Here is a 20,790-nt window from a genome sequence, read left to right on the forward strand (position 1 = left end):
ATGCCCTTGTGCCAAGCCGAAATCGCAACCGGCTCATCGTTCACAAAAAAGGGCGGCCCGAAAGCCGCCCCTTGTCATTTCATCTTCCCGCGCTCAGGCTGCCCGGCTATCCTGACGGGCCATTGATCTCTGGCTGTCGATCTTGAACTGCTGGACGAGGCCGAGCAGCATATCCGCCTCTTCAGCAAGGCGACGGCTCGCCTCGCTGGTTTCGCCCACCATGGCACCGTTCTGCTGGGTCATCTGATCCATCTTGTTGACGGAGCTGTTGATGTCCTGAAGCGCTGCGGCCTGGTCGCGGCTGGCAGTGGCGATCGTATCGACATGCTTGCTGATGATGGTGATGTCGCTGCTGATCGTGGCCAGCACTTCGCCGGCTTCCTGCACCAGCGTCGATCCGGAATGGACCTCGTGGCTGGACTGGTCGATCAGGCCCTTGATTTCCTTGGCCGCATCGGCGGAGCGCTGGGCCAGTTCACGCACTTCCTGGGCAACGACCGCAAAGCCCTTGCCGGCATCCCCTGCCCGCGCGGCTTCGATGCCGGCGTTCAAGGCGAGGAGGTTGGTCTGGAAGGCAATGTCGTCGATGACATCGATGATCAGCTCGATCTTCTTGGACGCTTCCTCGATCTTGCCCATCGCTTCGACGGCATTGCGGACCACGGTGCCGGAACTGTCGGCGCTCTTCTTGGTCTGCGTCACGGCGTCATTGGCTTCGCGAGCGCGTTCGGCGGAGGAGCGTACGGTAACGGTGATCTCGTCCACGGCGGCTGCCGTCTCTTCGAGCGAAGCGGCCTGGCTTTCGGTGCGGCGTGACAGGTCCGTCGACGAGTGGCTGAGATCGGAGCTGCTCTTCTGGATCGAGAGCGTGCTGGCCCGGATATGCGTCATCGTTTCACGCAGCCGCAGGATCGAATTGTTGAAATCGGTCCGCAGGCCTTCAAGACGACCGGAGAACGGCGTGTCGATCGATGCGGATAGATCGCCCTGGGACAGACGCGACAAGGCCGATCCAAGCTGCGTGACGGCGTGCTCGATCTGGGCGTCGACATGCTGCTTTTCGGTATCGTTGCGATGGCGATCCGCTTCCGCTTCGGCACGCTCTGCGGCGCTGCGGCTTTCGATCAGCTGCTTTTCGCGGTCCTTATCGCGGAAAACCTCAAGGGCTCTGGCAATGTTGCCGAATTCGTTCGGCAGCTGGAGATAGGGGATCGCACTCTTGTTATCGCCCTGCGCAATGGCGCGGACGCTGCCGGTCAGCACGCCGAGCGGGCGCACGAGGGCCCGGATGGCGAAAAAGCTGAAGAAGCCGAGCACCAGAAGCGCGATCGCCGACGTGCCAATGAGGATATAAGCAGACGACGCGATATGGGCGAAATAGACTTCCATCGGAACACCGATGAAGAGGACGCCGGTGACTGCACCTGCGGCATTGGTGATCGGGAAATACCCGGTCATGTAGTCCTTGCCGAACAGAACCGCGTTTCCGAAATAGGATTCGCTCTTGCCGAGCTTCGGCTGCGCCGGATGTTCGGGAGCAAGCTTCGTGCCGATGGCGCGCTCACCCTTTTCCGTCTTCACGTTGGTGGAGATGCGGACGTAGTCTGCGCCCTGCTTTTCAAAGATCGTTGCAACGCCGCCGATGGCAGCAGCGGCACGGTCGACCACGTCATGGCCTTTCAGAGCGCCTTCGCCCTGGAGAACCTTGTTGACGACTTCGTCGCGGATCTCTGTCTTCGCACCGGGCAGTTCCAGCTCATAAAGAAGCCCCAGCGTGCGCATCGCCTTATAGGCATCGGCACGTGCACTCGACATGACGTCGTTCCGAAGATTGACATAGGCAAGCCCGGAAAGAGTAGCCGCTGCCACGGAAACGAGAAAAAGGCAGAGGAGAACAATCCGGGATACAACGGATGAGGGGAGAAGCTTCTTGGTCAAAACAGGGCTCTTTCCAAAATGTGAGAGACACTGTTGTTTTTGACGGAGATATCTGAAGATTAGATAAATAGGAAATTGACGTAACTCAAGCTACCGACGTAGATCCAGAGCTACACCGACGCCGTTACTCGTCCACACATTCCTTGCCGCAGCAAGGCTGCGGGGAGACTACGTCAGAAGTAGAAAGGAACCGAAAGAAGAGCAACAGTTGCTCCAACCGCCATCGCCAGAAATCTTACGCGGATCAACTTTGCGTTATCCTGGGTCTTGGCAATAGCAATTGCACGGGTGCTGCGGGTCTTCTGCATAGGTATCCGACTCCACGATCTTGGTGATGGCCGCCGGAAGCCGGCGGGTACGCAGCCTATAGACCAAACAAATGGGCTGGCATTAAGGCAGCATCCTCCAGGCATATTAACAACACCTGAATCGAGCACAACTGGCATTTCTACCTAGAGGCTGTCTCCGCAAGCATAGCCGGAAGACCAGGCCCACTGGAAGTTATAGCCGCCAAGCCAGCCTGTAACGTCAACGCACTCGCCGATGAAATACAAGCCTGGCACGGCCTTGGCCTGCATCGTTTTGGAATCCAGTGCGGAAGTATCGATACCACCCAGCGTGACCTCGGCCGTGCGATACCCTTCCGAACCGGCGGGGCGGATCTTCCAGTCCTGGATCGATGCTGCAAGCCCTGTCAGCATCTTGTCGGAGAGATCAGCAAGATTGCCAGTGACGCCGCGGTTTTCCACGAAATACTGAGCAAGACGCTTGGGCAGTATTTCGCCAAGCGCCGTCTGCGCCGCCTGTCTGCCGTTCGTCTTGCGGGCCGCCTTCAGTGCATCGCTGATTGAGGCATCCGGTTCTATCGACAGCGTGATGTCGTCACCTTCCCGCCAATAGGAGGAAATCTGCAGGATCGACGGGCCACTGAGGCCGCGATGGGTAAACAGCATAGCCTCGCGAAATCCCGTCCGGCCATGGCGCACTTCTGCAGGAACCGCGATCCCAGACAGCGGCGACAGTTTTTCGAGTGTGTTCTGGTCGAAGGTCAGCGGCACGAGGCCGGGGCGCGTCTCGACCAGCTTGAGCCCGAACTGCGCAGCAATCTCGTAGGCGAAGCCCGTAGCGCCCATTTTCGGGATGGACTTGCCGCCCGTCGCCACCACCAGCGACCCGGCTTCGAACTGGCCGGCAGAGGTGGCCAGCCGATACCCGTCGGGCGATTTTTCGATGACGTCGATCGCCGTCTGAAGCTTCAGGGACACTTTCGCGGCCGACATTTCCGCCAGCAGCATCGCGATGATGTCCTTGGCGCTGTTGTCGCAGAACAGTTGACCGAGCGTCTTTTCGTGCCAGGGAATTCGATGCCGTTCCACCAAGTCGAGGAAATCGCGGGCCGTGTAGCGGGCAAGTGCCGATTTGACGAAATGCGCGTTGCCGGAGAGGTAATGCTGGGGGGCCGCACCGATATTGGTAAAGTTGCAGCGGCCGCCTCCCGAGATGCGGATCTTTTCGCCGGGCGCCTTGGCGTGATCAAGCACCAGCACCGAGCGACCACGCTGGCCGGCGCGGATGGCGCACATCATGCCGGCGGCACCGGCGCCCAACACGATCACATCGAATTTCTGTGCCAATGGTCATCCTCTCGTCATCGACTTGCTGTTTTCGATTGGAGCCTCCAAGTCAAGATGGCGGGGACACAATAGCGGATTCAGCCTGCTCCTCGCCAAGAAGTCAGCGCGCTCTCAGCCAAAGAGTGTTCCCAAACATCATTCCATGGCTATGATGGGGCTCCGATCAACATGACCCCGGTGTGTTATGCCGCGCAAGAAATCATCCCCTGTCCTGGCAACCGGAACCGTGGCGAAAGCCGCGACAGCCCAGCCGACACTGACTTCGCTTCGCGGCGTTGCAGACTGGCGCGAGGCAGCCGCTTGGCTTCGGGCACGCGGGATCGAAGACATCGAATGCATCACGCCCGATCTAGCCGGCGTGCCGCGCGGCAAGATGATGCCCTCGTCGAAGTTTACCTCCAACACCTCGCTGGCGCTGCCTTCCGCGCTCTATCGCCATACCATCTCCGGTGAGTATCCCGACGAGACGGCAAACTTCCGCTATGAGCCGCGCGACAGCGATCTCAAGCTGATGCCTGATCTCTCGACGCTTGCCGTCGTGCCCTGGGAGAGCGACCCGACGGCGCAGGTGATCTGCGACATCGTCGACACCGATGGTCAGGCGGTGTCCTATACGCCGCGCAACGTTTTGAAGAATATCGTCAAGCTCTATAACGACCGCGGGTGGAAGCCCGTCGTGGCGCCGGAGATCGAGTTCTATCTGGTCGCCAAAAACGACGACCCGGATTATCCACTGCATCCGCCGAAGGGCCGCTCCGGTCGGTCGATCCTCGGTGGACAGAGCTATTCGATTGCCGGCATCAACGAGTTCGACGAACTGATCGACGACATCTACCATTTCTCCGAAAAGCAGGGCCTCGAGATCGATACGCTGATCCACGAGGAAGGCCCGGCGCAGCTGGAAATCAATCTTCGCCATGGCGATCCGGTGGAACTAGCCGACCAGGTCTTCATGTTCAAGCGCACCATTCGCGAGGCGGCGCTGAAACACGGCATCTATGCAACCTTCATGGCAAAGCCGATGCAGGGCCAAGCGGGATCTGCGATGCATATCCACCAGTCGGTGGTGGAAATCGAGACCGGCAAGAACGTCTTTTCCAACGCCGACGGTTCGGCATCGGAGGAATTCTTCCACTTCATCGGCGGTATGCAGGCCTTCATTCCGAAGGCGCTGGTGATGATGGCGCCTTATGTGAATTCCTACCGGCGTCTGACGCCGGATATGGCGGCACCCGTCAACTCCGCCTGGGGTTACGACAACCGCACCACGGCCTTTCGCGTACCGGTTTCGGACGCGAACTCGCGGCGTGTCGAGAACCGGTTGCCGAGCTCCGATGCAAATCCGTATCTGGCGCTTGCGGCCTCTCTCGGCTGCGGCCTGCTCGGCATCAAAAACAGGCTCGACCCGACACCGCCGACGGAAGATTCCGCCAATGAAGGCGAGATCGACCTGCCGCGCGATCTCCTAAAGGCAGTCTCGCTGCTCGAGGACGAGCCGGCGCTTGCGGAAGTGTTCAGCAAGGAATTCATCGGCCTTTATGCCGGCGTGAAGCGTGGGGAGTTCGAGACGTTCATGCAGGTGATCAGCCCTTGGGAACGGGAATTCCTGCTCCTCAACGTGTGAGGGAAAAGGTATTTTGGACAATTGGCAGAGCCCCATCGCCTCGGGCATTTCTTGGTATCAGGCAAGCGTTGGCGACCGGGCGACCTACCCTCCCCTCGACGGCTCGAAGAGCGTTGACGTTGCCATCATCGGCGGCGGCTATACCGGGCTCCAGGCCGCCTACACGCTGGCGAAAGCCGGCACGTCGGTGGTGCTGATCGAGGCCGCGCATTTTGGCGACGGCGCATCGGGACGCAATGGCGGGCAGTTGGGCACAGGCCAGCGCTCATGGCCGGAGGAGATCGAGGAGAAGCTGGGTTTCGAGCGCTCGAAAGCGCTGTTCGACATGGCCGAGGGCGCCAAGCGCTATCTGATGGATTTCGCGTCCGCCCACGGCATCGACATGGAATACGTGCCGGGTCAGCTGAACGTCGCCCACAAGCGGGGATACGAGCGATATTACCAGGTCAATGCCGCAATCGCGGCCGAGCGCTACGGCTATCCGCATGTCACGTTCATGGGCGCGAAGGAAACCGCCGAGCGGGTCGGCACGACCGATTACCACTGCGGCGTGCGCGACATGGGAACCGGCCATATCCATCCGCTGAAGCTCCTGATCGGACTGGCACGGGTGGCGCATGACGCAGGCGCTGCGATCCATGAGGAAACGCCGGCAACCAGGATCACGCAGTCGGGCGGCAAGACGCTGATCGAGACGCCGCGCGGCACGATTTCGGCCGCTCGGGTGCTGCTTGCCACCAACGCCTATATCGGCAATCTCGAACCGGTGACCGGCGCGCATATCATGCCGATCGGATCCTTTATCGCCGCAACCGAACCGCTCGATGAGTTTCCGCAGGTCATTCCCGGCGGCGAGGCCGTCTGCGACAGCCGTTTCGTGGTGCGCTACTTCCGCAAGTCGCTGGACAACCGGCTGTTGTTCGGTGGCCGCGAGGTCTACACGTCGAGCAATCCGAAGGACACGGCCGAGGCCATCCGCCGCCAGATCGTCGATACCTATCCGGCGCTGAAGGATGTCCAGATCACCCATGCCTGGGGCGGCAATGTCGGGATTACCCTGCCGCGGCATCCGTTCGTTCGCGAGGTGATGCCGGGCGTCACATCGATCGGTGGCTATTCCGGTCATGGCGTGATGCTGTCGAATTATTGCGGCAAACTCTACGCCGACATGGTCCTGGGAAATCGCACCGAGCTCGATTATCTGCGGGACCTCGACATACCGTCCTTCCCCGGCGGGCGGCGCATGCGAAGCCCTCTTCTGTTCCTCGCGCTGACTTGGTTTGCGCTCAGAGACAGGATGTGAGACGCCTCCCCTACCGCCCAGTTGCGATTTCGGGCTAGCGTTTTTAAATCGATTAGAATATGTGTTCCACCAACCATGCGAGATGAAAGAATAGCGATGAGCAGCCAGATCATCCCAGTCGAGCCGTTTGATTGCGTCGTTTTCGGCGGCACCGGCGACCTTGCGGAGCGCAAGCTTCTGCCGGCCCTCTACCATCGTCAGATCGAAGGCCATTTCACCGAACCAACCCGAATCATCGGCGCATCGCGCAGCGCGCTTTCGCACGACGACTACCGCAAGTTCGCCCAGGACGCCCTCAAGGAGCATCTCAAGAAGGGTGAATACGACGAGGCGGAAGTCGAGAAGTTCTGCAAGCGTCTCTATTACGTGTCCGTCGATGCGAAATCGGAAGGCGGATGGGCCGAGCTGAAGAAGCTGCTCGACGAGGGCAAGGACCGCGTCCGCGTGTTCTATCTCGCCGTCGCGCCTGGAATTTTCGGTGCCATTTCCGAAAAAATCCGCGATCACAAGATGATCACCAAGCAGACCCGTATCGTCGTCGAAAAGCCGATCGGCCGCGACCTTGCGTCAGCGCTGGCGCTCAACGACCAGATCGGCAAGGTCTTCCCGGAAGAACAGATCTTCCGCATCGACCACTACCTCGGCAAGGAAACCGTGCAGAACCTGATGGCGCTGCGGTTTGCCAACGCGCTCTATGAGCCGCTGTGGAACGCCAACCATATCGACCACGTGCAAATCACCGTTGCCGAAGCGGTGGGCCTCGAAGGTCGCGCGGGTTACTACGATACGGCGGGTGCTCTGCGCGACATGGTGCAGAACCACATCATGCAGCTCGTGTGCCTTGTGGCGATGGAAGTCCCATCGTCGATGGACCAGGAAGCCGTTCGCGACGAAAAGCTGAAAGTGCTGCGTGCGCTGAAGCCGATCAACGAATCCAACGTTCAGCAGATGACGGTGCGGGGCCAGTACCGCGCCGGCGCTTCGGCAGGCGGCGCCGTCAAAGGCTATCTGGAAGAGCTGGAAGGCGGAGTTTCCAACACCGAGACCTTCGTTGCCATCAAGGCCGAAATCGGCAACTGGCGCTGGGCCGGCGTTCCCTTCTACATCCGCACCGGCAAGCGCCTTGCCAGCCGCATGTCGGAAATCGTCATCACCTTCAAGCCGATCCCGCACAATATCTTCGATGCGAGCGCTGGCCGGATTGCAGCCAACCAGCTGATCATCCGCCTGCAGCCGGACGAAGGCGTCAAGCAGTCCCTGATGATTAAGGACCCGGGTCCGGGCGGCATGCGCCTGCGCGAAGTGTCGCTGGACATGAGCTTTGCTGCTGCCTTCAACGTGCGCAACCCGGATGCCTACGAGCGTCTTCTGATGGACACGATCCGTTCCAACCAGACGCTGTTCATGCGTCGCGACGAAGTGGAAGCCGCATGGCGCTGGGTCGACCCGATCCTCAAGGGTTGGGAAGCCGCCGGCCAGCAGGTTCAGGGCTATACGGCCGGAACCTGGGGACCGAGCCAGGCGATTGCCCTGATCGAGCGCGACGGTCGCACGTGGCACGAGACCTGAGGTAGCCATGACCTATACGACCCACGACTATTCTGACGGCGCGGCTCTGGCAGCCGCGCTTGCCGACGAGGTGGCAAGCCGCCTCGCCGCAGCGATCTACGCACGCGATTCCGCCTGCATTGCGGTTTCGGGCGGCTCCACGCCGAAGAAGTTCTTCGAGGAGCTTTCCACCCGTGAGCTTGCCTGGGACAAGGTGAAGGTGACGCTGGTCGATGAGCGCTTCGTGCCCGCCGACAGTGAGCGCTCCAACCATCTTCTGGTTGCCAAGCATCTGCTGACCAACAATGCGGCGGCGGCAACCTTTGTGCCGCTCTATTACGATGCGCCCTCGATCGAGGAGGCGGCCGTGATTGCCACGAAGGCGACGGCTGCGCTCGACAAGCCGTTCGACGTCGTGATCCTTGGCATGGGTGGAGACGGGCACACGGCCTCGTTCTTCCCGCATGGCGACAATCTGGAACAGGCGCTCGACCTTACCGGTCTTTGCCGCGTCATGACGATGAAAGCGGAAGGGGCCGGCGAAGAGCGGTTGACCTTCTCCTTCTCCAGCCTTTCGGATGCCCGCTTTCTGGCGCTGCATATCGAGGGACAGGGCAAGAAGGACGTGCTGGAAAAGGCGAGCGCCGGATCCGACGAGACCGAAATGCCGGTCCGTGCGGTCTTGAACCGTGCCGCCTCGCCACTCGACATCTACTGGGCGCCGTAACACGCGTCTTACCTGGCGGCTCCTTTAGAGGGGTCGAAGCAGTAACACCAGCGATCCCGGCACTCTCCCAGACCGGGATCGACCCAAGGAGGATGAACCATGGGCGCCCATTCCGGCATCGAGGCGATCACCGCCCGCATCGTCGAACGATCGAAACCGCATCGTGAGGCCTATATCGACCGGGTGCGCCGCGCCGCATCGCGCGGGCCACATCGCACCACCCTGTCCTGCGGTAACCTTGCGCACGGCTTTGCGGTCTGTTCCCCCGCCGAGAAGGACGCGCTCGCTGGCGACGTCGTTCCGAACCTCGGCATCATCACCTCCTATAACGACATGCTCTCGGCTCACCAGCCCTACGAGACCTTCCCCGCGATCATCCGCGAGGCGGCACGCGCAGCCGGCGGCATCGCCCAGGTGGCTGGTGGCGTTCCAGCCATGTGCGACGGCGTCACACAGGGGCAGCCCGGCATGGAGCTTTCGCTGTTTTCGCGCGATGCGATCGCCATGTCGGCCGGTATCGGCCTGTCGCACAACATGTTCGACGCGGCCGTCTATCTCGGCATCTGCGACAAGATCGTACCGGGCCTGGTGATCGCTGCCCTATCCTTCGGACATCTGCCGGCGGTGTTCATTCCGGCCGGACCGATGACGACGGGCCTGCCCAACGACGAGAAGTCGCGCATTCGCCAGCTCTACGCGGAAGGCAAGGTCGGCCGCGCCGAACTGCTGGAAGCGGAATCCAAGTCCTATCACGGCCCGGGCACCTGCACCTTCTACGGCACGGCCAACTCGAACCAGATGCTGATGGAGATCATGGGCTTCCATATGCCCGGCGCCTCCTTCGTCAATCCGTGCACGCCGCTTCGCGAAGCGCTGACACGCGAGGCAGTCAAGCGGGCGCTCGCCATCACCGCACTCGGCAACGAGTTCACGCCGGCAGGCGAGATGATCGACGAACGCTCGATCGTCAACGGCGTCGTCGGCCTGCATGCGACCGGCGGCTCAACGAACCACACGATGCATATCGTCGCGATGGCACGTGCCGCCGGCATCCACCTGACCTGGGAAGACATTTCGGAACTGTCCGACATCGTTCCGCTGCTGGCCCGCGTCTATCCGAACGGTCTTGCCGACGTGAACCATTTTCACGCAGCCGGCGGCATGGGTTTCCTGATCCGCGAGCTTTTGAAGACCGGCATGGTGCATGACGACGTGCGCACCGTGTTCGGCCACGGGCTCGAGGCGTACACGGTGGAAGCCAAGCTCGACGAAAAGGGCCTCGTGGAGCGCCATACGGTTCCGCAGATGAGTGGCGACCCGAAGGTTCTGGCGCAGATCGAGACCCCGTTCCAGCCGACCGGCGGCCTGAAGATGCTGACCGGCAATATCGGCAAGGGCGTCATCAAGATTTCGGCCGTGAAGCCTGAGCGCCATATCATCGAGGCGCCAGCCATCGTGTTCCACGACCAGCAGGAATTGCAGGACGCATTCAAGCGCGGCGACCTGAACCGTGACTTCATTGCCGTCGTGCGCTTCCAGGGACCGCAGGCGAACGGCATGCCGGAGTTGCACCGTCTGACGCCGCCGCTCGGCGTGCTGCAGGACCGCGGCTTCAAGGTGGCGCTTCTCACCGACGGGCGCATGTCCGGCGCATCGGGCAAGGTACCGGCCGCCATCCACATGACGCCTGAAGCCTGCGATGGCGGGGCGATCGCCAAGATCCAAAACGGCGACATGATCCGTCTCGACGCTGTTGCCGGGACGCTGGAGGTTCTGGTGGATGCCGTGGAATTCGACGCGCGCCTGCCTGCCAAGGCGGATCTTTCCGAAAACGAATTCGGCATGGGCCGCGAACTCTTCGCCGCCTTCCGCCGCAACGTCGGCCGCGCCGAGCACGGCGCCAGCGTGTTTTCCTGAAATAACAAAGGGCGGCCTTGAGCCGCCCCTTCAATAACTCCGACAGTGCCCACGGTCCTTGGGCAGGTGGCTTACCAGGCCCGGATATCGATCGTCATGTCGCGGTGGTTCGGATGTGTCGAGAAGACGAAGATACGGTTCATTTCCTTCTTCGTCAGCATCTTTAGAAAGCGAACCTGAATGGTGTTGTTGGTGTTGACCCGCATCAGGATGCAGCCGACCTTGGAGATGCGGGCGTCCGGGATGTCGAGATAAAATTGCTTGGGCAGGTGGTACTGGGTGATGATGCCGAGAACCGCTTCGGTTTCGGAGATCTGCAGAACGTCGCAGCGGCGCTGCGCCATGTTCATCACGCCGTTTTCGGTATACTCGATGCGGGCTGCGTTCATCGTGTCATGCATCTTGAACCGCGCTTCGCGGTCGTACATGAACGACTCTTCCTTATTCAGAAAATGGCTTTTTCCAATGGGGGCCGCGGTCACGACAGTGTCTCCTATTCCAATGTCAAAAGAGTAGGGCCTGAAGTTTAACAGAGCGTTGGAATTTCAAACGCGGCCCGAATCGGAGCATTAGTCACAAAATTCCGGTAAATGTAAAGTTATCCCGATCCGTCAGCGGCGATAGGTCTGGCCGTCCGCGTCGAAGAGATGCAGCTTCTGCGGATCGGCTGAAAAACGCATCGTGTCGCCTCTTTTCACGTCGATGATCCCAGGCAGTTTGGCGATGATCGGCTCCTTGGCCGACAAGCCTTCGATGTAGAGGAGCGTCACCTCCCCGAGCGCCTCGACGATGGAGACCTTGCCTTCGAAGAGATAATCCTCGCCGGTCGCGATGGTCAGATCTTCCGGCCGGACGCCGAAGCTTGCGCTCTTGCCGTTCGCCCCGGTTTCGGTCGAGATCGGTACGATGACCGACTTTCCGTCGACAAGCGAAACGGTGGTCACGGCGCCGGTTTCCTTGACGGTGACGGGCATGATGTTCATCGCCGGCGAGCCGATGAAGCGCGCGACAAAGAGGTTTTTGGGGCGCTCATAGAGTTCGAGCGGTGGCCCGACCTGTTCAATGCGGCCGGCCGAGAGGACCACGATCCGGTCGGCGAGCGTCATCGCCTCCACCTGATCGTGGGTGACGTAGATCATCGTGGTGTCCGGCATCTGCTCCTTGAGGCGGGCAATCTCGATGCGGGTCGCGACGCGGAGAGCTGCGTCGAGGTTGGACAGCGGCTCATCGAACAGAAAGACTTTCGGGTCACGGCAGATCGCCCGGCCAATCGCCACGCGCTGGCGCTGGCCGCCCGAGAGCGCTTTCGGCAGGCGGTCGAGATAGGGCGTCAGTTGAAGGATATCGGCGGCCGCACGAACCCGTCGGTCAATCTCCTCCTTGCTTTCCTTGGCGATCCGCATGCCGAAGGCCATGTTGTCGTAGACGGTCATATGCGGATAGAGCGCATAGGACTGGAACACCATGGCGATGCCACGGCGCGATGGCGGAACGTCATTCACCACCTGACCATCGATCAGCATCTCGCCGCCGGTGATCGTCTCGAGCCCGGAGATCATCCGCAGCAGCGTGGACTTGCCGCAGCCGGACGGGCCGACAAACACCACAAACTCGCCCTGCGCAATGTCCAGGTCGATGCCGTGCAGCACCTTCACCTGGCCATAGGACTTGCGGATATCCTTCAGTACGACACCGGTCATGACGTGGTCCTCCCCGTTACCCTTTGTTGTCTCTTACGTGTGGCGAGCGAAATACGCCCCCCAAGGTGGCAGCTCGACACGATTGCCTTCGACACGGCTGTCAAAACCGTGGCCAACGAGCATGTCCCACTGACCGATCGGCAGGTCGGTCGCGACCTTGCCCGCACTCATGTTGAACAGGCAGACCAGCGTCTCATTGCCGTATTGGCGTTTGTAGCCCAGCACCGTGTCATCGACCGGAAGAGACATGAACTGCCCCTTGCTCAGGGCCGGATGCAGTTTGCGGAAGGCGAGAAAGCGGCGGTATTGCTCCAGCACCGAAGCCGGATCGCCATACTGGGCGCCGACGGCTTTCAGCTGGTGTTCGACCGGGATCGGCAACCATGTCTTTTCGGCCGTCGAAAAGCCGGCCTGAAGCGCTTGGGCATCCCAGACCATCGGCGTGCGGCAGCCGTCGCGGCCCTTGAATTCCGGCCAGAACTGAATGCCGTAGGGATCGCGCAGGTCGGCATAGGCGATATCGGCCTCGGTCAGGCCCAGCTCCTCGCCCTGATAGATGCAGACCGAGCCGCGCTGGGTCAAAAGAATGGCCGAGAGCATTTTTGCGTAGGCTTCACGGTCGAGCACGTCCATGCCCCAGCGGCTGACATGGCGCACGACGTCGTGGTTGGAAAAGGCCCAGCATGCCCAGCCCTCAGGCGCGGCCTCGGAAAAGGCGGTCTGCACTTCGGCCACGCGGGCGGGTGTCAGAGCGTCGGGCGCCAGGAATTCGAAGGCGTAGCACATCTGCATCTTGTCATCGCCGGACGTGTATTCGCCGACGATCTCAAGGCCTCGCTGGCTGTCGCCCACTTCGCCGACGGCAGCGATTGCCGGGAATTCTTCGAGAACGGCGCGGAAGCGCTTCAGAAACGCGATATTTTCCGGCCGGTTCTTGTCGTAGATGTGTTCCTGGAAATTGTAGGGGTTCACGGCGGGCGCCGTCGACGCGTTGCGACGCGAGGGATCGAGCGCCGGATTGTCGCGCAATTGCTTGTCGTGGAAGTAGAAGTTGATCGTATCGAGGCGGAAGCCATCGACGCCGCGGTTCAACCAGAAGCGCGTCATGTCCAGCAGCGCATCCTGAACCTCGGCATTGTGCAGGTTGAGATCCGGCTGCGAGGTGAGGAAGTTGTGCATGTAATATTGCATGCGGGTCGGATCCCAGTGCCAGGCCGAACCGCCAAAGATCGACAACCAGTTGCAGGGCGGCGTGCCGTCGGGCTTCGCGTCTGCCCAGACATACCAGTCGGCCTTGGGATTGTAGCGCGAGGAACGGTTTTCGATGAACCACGAATGCTGATCCGACGAATGCGACATGACGAGATCGATCATCACGTTGAGGCCAAGGCGATGGGCTTCCGCGATCAGGCCATCGAAATCCGAAAGCGTGCCGAACATCGGATCGACATCGGAATAATTGGCGACGTCATAGCCGAAGTCCTTCATCGGCGACGGAAAGAACGGCGAGATCCAGATGGCGTCGGCACCAAGCGCTGCGATATGCGGCAGGCGCGCGGAAATGCCCTTCAGGTCACCGATGCCGTCGCCGTTGCTGTCCTGGAACGAGCGGGGATAGATCTGGTATATGACGGCGCCACGCCACCAGTCCCGATCCTTTGCTGCGTCCGTTGCTCCGGAGACTTCCGCCGAACTTGTCATCCACTATCCCTGTTGGTTCACAGACATCATCCGCCCTTGACCGACCCGGCGAGCAGGCCGCGGACGAGGTATCGCTGCAGTGCAAAAAAGACGATAATCGGGACGATGATGGTTATGAAGGCCGAAGCGGTGAGAATTTCCCATTTACCGCCCATCGACCCCAACAGCGCGTTGAGAGAGCCGGTCAGGACCAGTTGATCCTTGCCGGTACCGAGAAATACCATGGCGACGAGAAGGTCGTTCCACGTCCACAGGAACTGGAAGATCGAGAAGGAGGCGAGTGCCGGAAATGAAAGCGGAAGGACGATCTTGACGAAGATCTCGAAATCGCTGGCGCCATCGACACGGGCGGATTCGATGATCTCCTTGGGCAGACCTGCGATGTAGTTTCGCAGGAGATAGATCGCGAGCGGCATGCCGAAGGCCGCATGCGCAAGCCAGATGCCGACATAGGAGCGCGACGACACGCCTAACAGGTTGCCAATGTCGTTATAGAGCGTCAGCAACGGGATCAACGTCATCTGCAGCGGCACGACGATCAGCCCGACCACGAGCGCGATGATCAGCGACCGGCCGGGAAACTGCATCCAGGACAGGGCATAGGCTGCGAAGGCTGCAATCAGGATCGGGATGATGGTAGCGGGTATTGCGACCGTCAGCGAATTGATAAAGGACTGGCCGATGCCGGCGGACGTCAGTACCGTGCGGTAATTGTTGAGGGTGAAGTTCGGCGGCTGGGTGATCGAGAGATAGATGCGCTTGCCGCGCTTGTCGTCGAATGGGCCGCTCTTCACGTAGGAATAGCTGCCATCCGTGTTGACGGTAAGCTTTTCACCGTCTCCCAGATCAGCTTCCTTGCCGGCCTCGAATTCTGTCGGTGCAGCGACCCTGGTGCCGAAGGCGACGACGCTGCCGCTCTTGACGTCGCCGCCATCGAAGACGGAGCCTGAAATGATGTAGTTGGGTCCGTCCTGCCGGGCGCTTGCGGGATCGCCGAGGCGTGCTGCGCTGGTTTCGGCGGCACCGGTCAGCGCCGTCCACCAGCCCGAGGAGGTGATCTGGCCGGCATCGCGGAACGAGGTGACGAGAATGCCGAGCGTCGGGATCAGCCAGATGATACAGATCACCAGAACCGAGGCATGCAGGATCAGTCTTGGAACGCCGATGCGGCGAAGGCTTGCGACAGCGCTCATCTCAATGGTCTCCCATGTCGCGGTTCGCCTGACGGATGTTCCAGATCATGATCGGCGTCACCGCCGCCATGATGACCAGCGCGATGACGGCACTTCGGCCGCTGTCGCCGCCGCCGCGGAACATCCAGTCGAACATCAGGTTGGCCAGCACCATCGTGTTCCACTGGCCATTGGTCATGGTCAGAACGATGTCGAACACCTTGAGAACGAGAATAGTGATCGTGGTCCAGACCACAGCGATCGTGCCCCAGATCTGCGGCACCATGATTTTCCAGAAGATCTGCCAGCCATTGGCGCCATCGATGACGGCCGCTTCGACGGTTTCCTCAGGAATCCCGCGTAGCGCTGCCGACAGGATGACCATCGCAAAACCGGTCTGGATCCAGATCAGGATCGCCATCAGAAAGAAGTTGTTCCAGAAGGGCAGCGAGATCCATACCTGCGGATCGCCGCCGATTGCCCGGACGATGGCGTTCAGAAGGCCGATCTGCGTTTCGTTGCCGCCGCGGAATTCGTAGATGAATTTCCAGATCACCGAAGCGCCGACGAACGAGATCGCCATCGGCATGAAGATCAGGCTCTTGGCGAGATTTCCCCACCAGATACGGTCGGTGAGCACCGCGATGACCAGGCCGAGGAAGGTGCAGGCTGCCGGCACGACGGCGAGCCAGAGGATGTTGTTGAAGATCGACTGGCGGAACTGCGCGTCGAAGAAGGCCCAGCGGTAATTGGCAAAGCCGACGAAATTGCCGCCGGAACGATCGTAGAAGGACAGGATGAAGGTCGCGATGACGGGATAGACCAGATAGACCGCGAGCAGCAGGAGTGCGGGTCCGAGAAACAGCCAGGGGCGGATCGTGGCTCTACGGTTGAGATTGGCCGAGGCCTTGCGGGCATCGCCTTCCGGCACCGGAAGTGCCGCTGATAGCAGCTTGTCGGAAAGCCAGTAGTAGAGCGCGCAGGCAAAAACGCCGGCAACGACGACACCCATGGCAGATGCAATCTGAGCTAACATAGGCCCTCCCCCTTTTCTGCAGTGCTAAGCAGGTCTTCCGTCGTCATATCCGGGAAATGCCAACCCTGGAAATGCCCCTCGCCCCCGCATCCACCCTTCTCCCCGTGGTCGAGGGAGAAGGGCAGTCGCGAGCGCAGCCTTCGACGCGAATGACTACTTCAGACCGTCCCAGGCCTTCTGGATATCGCCGCCCACAGCCTTTGCATCCTTGCCGCCGACATAATCGATCATGCCGGTCCAGAAGGCGCCGGCGCCGATCTTGCCGGGCATCATGTCGGATGCATCGAAGCGGAAGGTGGTGGCGGTGGTCAGCAGTTCGCCCTGCTTGCGCAGTGTGTCGTTGGCATAGGCTTCCGTCTTGGCGCCCTTGAACGGCGTGAGGAAGGAGGCCTGGGCCATCCAGACTTCATGGGCGATCGGCGTCTTCAGGAATTCGATGAAGGCCTTAGCCGCAGGAGAATCCTTGGTGATGGCAAACATCGTGCCGGCACCGAGGACCGGGGTGCCGAGTTCAGGCTTGGAGGCATAGGTCGGCAGGTAGAAGAAGTCCGCATCGAGGCCCAGTTCCTTGTCAGCAGGGAAGAAGGACGGCACGAACGAGGCCTGGTGATGCATGTAGCACTTCGGCGGGATGTCGAAGAGGCCCTTCGGGCTGTCGCGGAAGTCGGTCGAGGCAACCGCTGCAACGCCGCCCGCGACGTATTTATCATTGCGGGCGAACTTGCCGAATTCCTCGATGGCGCCAACCACTGCCGGATCGTCGAACTTGATCTCGTTGGACACCCACTTGTCATAGGTTTCGGCCGACGACGTCCGCAGCATCATATCCTCGACCCAGTCGGTCGCAGGCCAGCCGGTGGCACCGCCCGATCCGAGACCGATGCACCACGGCACGCCGCCATCCTCGACGATCTGGTCGGAGAGCTTGATCAGGTCTTCCATCGTCTTTGGGACTTCGTAACCGGCTTCCTCGAAATTCTCCGGCACGAACCACACGAGCGATTTCAGGTCGGCCTTGAACGGGAAGCCGAAATAGGCCTCTTTGCCGTCCTTGCCCTTGTAGGTGCCGTAACGGATCCAGTCCTCGCCGGAGCCGTAATTGGTCTTGATCCAGTCGGCATTTTCCTGGCCGAGCGGCGTCAGAAAGCCCTTGGTCGCGAGATCGGCCAGAAGACCCGGCTGCGGGATGATGGCAATGTTGGGCGGCGAGCCGGCCTGGGTATCGATGACGATCTGCTGCTCGTAGTTCTCGGACGACGAGTATTTACCGTTAGCACCCGTCGCGGCATTGAAATAGGCGAGCACGCTGTTGAACAGCACCTCGTCCTCGCCACGCCAGGGACCGAACAGGGTCAGGCTCTGGCCCTTCAGGTCACCATGCGCGGATTTGAAATCCTCGTAGCTTTTCCAGTTGAACTTGGCATCTTCGCCGGGCGCGAACTTCAGTTCCTGCGCACCTGCGGCACCAGCCAGCAGTGCGACGAAAGCCGTGCCGATCCAAAACGATTTCTTCATCAAAATATCCTCCCCTTTGAAGCGTAATCTACAGGGGGATTTAAGGCAGAGCCAGAGGTTTCAAGGGCGCCAGTGCAAGCAAAGCGCCTTGAATGTGATGAATGGTCCGAAATCAGAACTTTGGCGCAGGCAGCCCGGCGGCGCGATGGGCGGCGATTACGGTGTTGGCCATCAGCATGGCGATGGTCATCGGACCGACGCCGCCTGGAACCGGTGTGATGGCTGCGGCGACCTCTGAGGCCTCGTCAAAAGCGACGTCGCCGACGAGACGGGTCTTGCCCTCGCCCTTTTCCGGTGCCGGCACCCGGTTGATGCCGACATCGATCACGGTCGCGCCGGGCTTGACCCAATCCGCCTTGACCATTTCGGGCCGACCGACGGCGGCAACCAGGATATCGGCGTTGCGGCAGACGGCGGCGAGATCCTTCGTCTTCGAATGCGCCATGGTGACGGTGGCGTTTGCGGCCAGAAGCAACAGGCCCATCGGCTTGCCGAACAGGTTGGACCGGCCGATGACCACGGCGTTCAACCCGGACAGGTCTTCGCCATGGATGCGCTTGACCAGCAGCATGGAGCCGGCCGGCGTGCAGGAGATCATGCCTGTCGTCAGGTCACCGGTGGCGATCTTGCCGGCATTGGCGATGTTGAGGCCGTCGACATCCTTTTCCGGCAGGATGGACTGGATCACCGGCTCCTGATCGAGATGTCTCGGAAGCGGCAGCTGGACGAGAATGCCATGGATCGCCGGATCGGCGTTGAGCGTATCGACGAGAGACTGAAGCGCCTCCTGCGTCGTCTCTTCCGGCAACGTGTGCTGGATCGAATTGAAGCCGCACTGCTTCGCCATCCGGCTTTTGGAGCTGACGTAAGCGTGGCTGGCCGGATCGTTGCCGACGATGACGACTGCCAAGCCAGGCTTTGCGCCGCCGGCCCGTTCGAGGCCTTGCGCTGCCTCCGTGACTGCCGAAATGACCGATGCTGCCGCCTGCTTGCCGTCGATTACCGTGACCACGTGCCATCTCCCGTTGACCGAACAGATCTAAGCCGGAGGCTACTGCCCGAACTGGCTCACCTGCGCCTAATGCTGTCGGGAGCAAACAAAAGCAAGGTCAAATCTTGATCCGGGTGACCCGTGCCGGCCCTATCGTCCCGACGCGGTGCGCAGTTCGGAGTAGGTCTGCACCCGGTCGCGCAGTTCTATCATTTCCTGTCGCAGGAGCTGCAATTCCTCGATCGCCCGGCGATCCTCATGCGAGAGTTCGGAATAGGCAAGCTCTTCCTCCCGCATCGCATGCCGGTGCGGATCCGAAATTGCGACCGCGAGAAGCGGTGGAACGGCGGCCTGATCGTAAGGCTGTCTGTGTGCCATCAGCAGTTCGCGAAGCTGAGCGGACAGCGTCAGGCCATTGGCGGCCTCGCGCTCCTCCATTTCGTGTCTGTAATCCTCGGACACGGCATCGGTCTCGACGTCCTGCGCCCAGGCGTCGGAGCCCGCACCGTGATCATATTCGTAGGCTGCTGCGATCTCTTCGGACTCATCGGTAAGATCCAGATCGGCGGCCCAACGCGCATCCATCGGCAGCGCGGCGATGTCCTCGACACCGTCCATTTCAATCGGCGCATGCTCTGCCTCGAGATGGTCGATCGCGGGCTCCGGCGACGAACGGCGTCCCATCAGCATTGCGCCGGCAGCGCCGAGAAGCAGGCCAGCCATGGCGCCGAGCCCGCTCAGCGCGTACCAGGGCAGGCCGAGCCAGACGGTCGCTGGTGCTTCGTTGGGGGTGACGGTCAGAGGCTTTGATATCTGCACCCGTGGGGCGGTGACCAGCTTGGAAGAACCGGGGCTGTTGAACCGGCCGCTTGAGTAATTGTCGCGCGCTTCCGCAACGGCCGTTTCCAGCCCTGAGAGCGCTGCGATCTCGTCAGACACCGTCTTGTCTGCGGAAAGCTGTTCCAGCTTGACGCTGAGTTCCGCGAGCTGCGCGGCGGTATGCACCTGCTGGCTGTTCAGCGACTTCACCAGTTGCTTCAACGCGTCCTGGATCGAGAGGCGCGCCTGTGCAAGCACTGCTTCGGCTGCCTGGAAACGCGGATGAAGCGGGCCGAGATCGCTGGAAAGCTGATCGACGGCAAGCTGTGCTTCCACATGCCGCTGGCGCTGATATTCGAGGCCGGTATAGTCCAGACTGTCCGGCAAAGGCTTGTTCAGAACGTCGGCGACCTTCATGGCGGAGGCCTGGCTCAGCCTGTCTTTCAGAGCGACGAGATCGCTCTCGGCCTGCTCGACATCGCGGCTCAGGTCGCGCATTTCGGAGGCCCGGCTTTTCAGTTCGGCAACCTTGTCCTTGCCGGTTCGGCTGACAAACCCTGAAAGCGCCGCTTCTGCGCGGCCAAGCGTGTCGCGAAGGGCTTCGACGGCCGGGTCGCGGCCATCGAACGCGCCGACAGACAACGCTGTCGGCACGGCATTGCCCAGCATGCCGACGATCTGGCGAGCCTCTTCAGGCTTTCCGGCCGTCGCCGCAATGCGCAGATCCGTGCTGCTTTGGTCGTATGAAATGGTGATTGCGCGGGTCAGGCGGTCGCGCAGACCCGCTTCGTCCTGCAGGGTCGTCGTCCCGGTGCCGGACAGGATTTCGTAGAGAAGGCCGGTCACGCTCTGGGGTTCGGTCGCAAAACTGCTGTCCTTGCCAAGGTTCAGGGCATGGATGAGATTGTCGATCGTGGTTCTGGCGAGAAGCTGCCCCGTCGCAGCAGATACGGTCTGCTCACTGACTGCCCCGACCTTCAGCTGCGTCTGGGCGGTAAACGTCGCATCGCTGCTGCCGAGGAGGACGAGCGGCGCCACGCCTCCGAGAGCCGTCATCAGACCGATCCCGAGCAGCGCGGACGGGAGTGCACGCCGCGCCGGGAGGTTGTCCCGGGCGCTATCCTCGAGCAGGCTGTCGGGCTTTTCGATCTCAGAATTATCCATG

At 61.0% G+C, this 20,790-nt stretch carries 16 protein-coding genes; 5 read left to right on the forward strand and 11 right to left on the reverse strand.

All coding sequences use genetic code 11. The features are described 5' to 3' along the window. Positions 1-93: 93 nt before the first annotated feature. From AC0JZ8_RS19740 to AC0JZ8_RS19750, 3 genes are all read right to left on the reverse strand, one after another. Positions 94-1,815 (reverse strand): methyl-accepting chemotaxis protein, encoded by a 1,722-nt coding sequence (locus tag AC0JZ8_RS19740; protein ID WP_249407537.1) that lies wholly within the window; start codon positions 1,813-1,815, stop codon positions 94-96. Positions 1,816-2,111: 296 nt separating this feature from the next. Beyond that, complete coding sequence (locus AC0JZ8_RS19745) at positions 2,112-2,246, reverse strand: hypothetical protein (protein WP_471893261.1); 135 nt, start codon at positions 2,244-2,246, stop codon at positions 2,112-2,114. Positions 2,247-2,390: 144 nt separating this feature from the next. Then, entirely contained in the window at positions 2,391-3,572 is a 1,182-nt protein-coding gene (locus tag AC0JZ8_RS19750; RefSeq protein ID WP_471893262.1) for a BaiN/RdsA family NAD(P)/FAD-dependent oxidoreductase, read from the reverse strand. Positions 3,573-3,756: 184 nt separating this feature from the next. Between AC0JZ8_RS19750 and AC0JZ8_RS19755 the strand changes: the two genes are divergently transcribed. The 5 genes from AC0JZ8_RS19755 to edd all read left to right on the forward strand — a co-directional run bounded on the left by AC0JZ8_RS19755 (position 3,757) and on the right by edd (position 10,691). Beyond that, positions 3,757-5,196, forward strand: coding sequence for a glutamine synthetase family protein (locus AC0JZ8_RS19755; protein WP_062453771.1), 1,440 nt, complete (start codon positions 3,757-3,759; stop codon positions 5,194-5,196). A gap of 13 nt (positions 5,197-5,209) precedes the next feature. After that, positions 5,210-6,499: an NAD(P)/FAD-dependent oxidoreductase gene (locus AC0JZ8_RS19760; RefSeq protein WP_471893263.1), complete on the forward strand. Its 1,290-nt coding sequence runs from the start codon at positions 5,210-5,212 to the stop codon at positions 6,497-6,499. Positions 6,500-6,595: 96 nt separating this feature from the next. Then, a complete protein-coding gene (gene zwf / locus AC0JZ8_RS19765) occupies positions 6,596-8,068 on the forward strand; it encodes a glucose-6-phosphate dehydrogenase (RefSeq protein WP_062453773.1) in 1,473 nt (490 codons plus the stop codon). 7 nt (positions 8,069-8,075) lie between these two features. Next, positions 8,076-8,774, forward strand: a complete 699-nt coding sequence (gene pgl / locus AC0JZ8_RS19770) for a 6-phosphogluconolactonase (protein WP_471893264.1) — start codon at positions 8,076-8,078, stop codon at positions 8,772-8,774. Positions 8,775-8,873: 99 nt separating this feature from the next. Further along, positions 8,874-10,691, forward strand: a complete 1,818-nt coding sequence (edd, locus tag AC0JZ8_RS19775) for a phosphogluconate dehydratase (protein WP_471893265.1) — start codon at positions 8,874-8,876, stop codon at positions 10,689-10,691. 71 nt (positions 10,692-10,762) lie between these two features. Here edd and AC0JZ8_RS19780 read toward each other — a convergent pair whose 3' ends face one another. The 8 genes from AC0JZ8_RS19780 to AC0JZ8_RS19815 all read right to left on the reverse strand — a co-directional run bounded on the left by AC0JZ8_RS19780 (position 10,763) and on the right by AC0JZ8_RS19815 (position 20,789). Then, positions 10,763-11,119 (reverse strand): hypothetical protein, encoded by a 357-nt coding sequence (locus tag AC0JZ8_RS19780; RefSeq protein WP_325261843.1) that lies wholly within the window; start codon positions 11,117-11,119, stop codon positions 10,763-10,765. A 183-nt stretch (positions 11,120-11,302) separates the two neighbouring features. Beyond that, positions 11,303-12,391: an ABC transporter ATP-binding protein gene (locus tag AC0JZ8_RS19785; RefSeq protein ID WP_062579131.1), complete on the reverse strand. Its 1,089-nt coding sequence runs from the start codon at positions 12,389-12,391 to the stop codon at positions 11,303-11,305. 33 nt (positions 12,392-12,424) lie between these two features. Continuing rightward, positions 12,425-14,092, reverse strand: coding sequence for a beta-galactosidase BglA (gene bglA / locus AC0JZ8_RS19790; protein WP_471893266.1), 1,668 nt, complete (start codon positions 14,090-14,092; stop codon positions 12,425-12,427). A gap of 26 nt (positions 14,093-14,118) precedes the next feature. Continuing rightward, positions 14,119-15,285 carry a carbohydrate ABC transporter permease gene (locus tag AC0JZ8_RS19795; RefSeq protein ID WP_113469279.1) on the reverse strand — a complete coding sequence of 389 codons (1,167 nt, stop codon included), beginning with the start codon at positions 15,283-15,285 and terminating at the stop codon, positions 14,119-14,121. A 1-nt stretch (position 15,286) separates the two neighbouring features. Beyond that, positions 15,287-16,300, reverse strand: a complete 1,014-nt coding sequence (locus AC0JZ8_RS19800) for a carbohydrate ABC transporter permease (protein ID WP_062453780.1) — start codon at positions 16,298-16,300, stop codon at positions 15,287-15,289. A 153-nt stretch (positions 16,301-16,453) separates the two neighbouring features. Next, positions 16,454-17,815, reverse strand: a complete 1,362-nt coding sequence (locus tag AC0JZ8_RS19805; RefSeq protein ID WP_430255983.1) for an ABC transporter substrate-binding protein — start codon at positions 17,813-17,815, stop codon at positions 16,454-16,456. A 112-nt stretch (positions 17,816-17,927) separates the two neighbouring features. Continuing rightward, entirely contained in the window at positions 17,928-18,827 is a 900-nt protein-coding gene (folD, locus tag AC0JZ8_RS19810; protein WP_174195632.1) for a bifunctional methylenetetrahydrofolate dehydrogenase/methenyltetrahydrofolate cyclohydrolase FolD, read from the reverse strand. A 129-nt stretch (positions 18,828-18,956) separates the two neighbouring features. Beyond that, positions 18,957-20,789: a GumC domain-containing protein gene (locus tag AC0JZ8_RS19815; RefSeq protein WP_471893267.1), complete on the reverse strand. Its 1,833-nt coding sequence runs from the start codon at positions 20,787-20,789 to the stop codon at positions 18,957-18,959. Position 20,790: the final 1 nt, after the last annotated feature.

Source organism: Velazquezella soli (assembly GCF_977018685.1).

Coding starts and splice junctions, on each gene's coding strand:
- AC0JZ8_RS19740 (WP_249407537.1), bottom strand. CDS start 1,815: ATGTCGAGTGCACGTGCCGATGCCTATAAGGCGATGCGCACGCTGGGG.
- AC0JZ8_RS19745 (WP_471893261.1), bottom strand. CDS start 2,246: ATGCAGAAGACCCGCAGCACCCGTGCAATTGCTATTGCCAAGACCCAG.
- AC0JZ8_RS19755 (WP_062453771.1), top strand. CDS start 3,757: ATGCCGCGCAAGAAATCATCCCCTGTCCTGGCAACCGGAACCGTGGCG.
- zwf (WP_062453773.1), top strand. CDS start 6,596: ATGAGCAGCCAGATCATCCCAGTCGAGCCGTTTGATTGCGTCGTTTTC.
- pgl (WP_471893264.1), top strand. CDS start 8,076: ATGACCTATACGACCCACGACTATTCTGACGGCGCGGCTCTGGCAGCC.
- edd (WP_471893265.1), top strand. CDS start 8,874: ATGGGCGCCCATTCCGGCATCGAGGCGATCACCGCCCGCATCGTCGAA.
- AC0JZ8_RS19780 (WP_325261843.1), bottom strand. CDS start 11,119: ATGTACGACCGCGAAGCGCGGTTCAAGATGCATGACACGATGAACGCA.
- AC0JZ8_RS19785 (WP_062579131.1), bottom strand. CDS start 12,391: ATGACCGGTGTCGTACTGAAGGATATCCGCAAGTCCTATGGCCAGGTG.
- bglA (WP_471893266.1), bottom strand. CDS start 14,092: ATGACAAGTTCGGCGGAAGTCTCCGGAGCAACGGACGCAGCAAAGGAT.
- AC0JZ8_RS19795 (WP_113469279.1), bottom strand. CDS start 15,285: ATGAGCGCTGTCGCAAGCCTTCGCCGCATCGGCGTTCCAAGACTGATC.
- AC0JZ8_RS19800 (WP_062453780.1), bottom strand. CDS start 16,300: ATGTTAGCTCAGATTGCATCTGCCATGGGTGTCGTCGTTGCCGGCGTT.
- AC0JZ8_RS19805 (WP_430255983.1), bottom strand. CDS start 17,815: ATGAAGAAATCGTTTTGGATCGGCACGGCTTTCGTCGCACTGCTGGCT.
- AC0JZ8_RS19815 (WP_471893267.1), bottom strand. CDS start 20,789: ATGGATAATTCTGAGATCGAAAAGCCCGACAGCCTGCTCGAGGATAGC.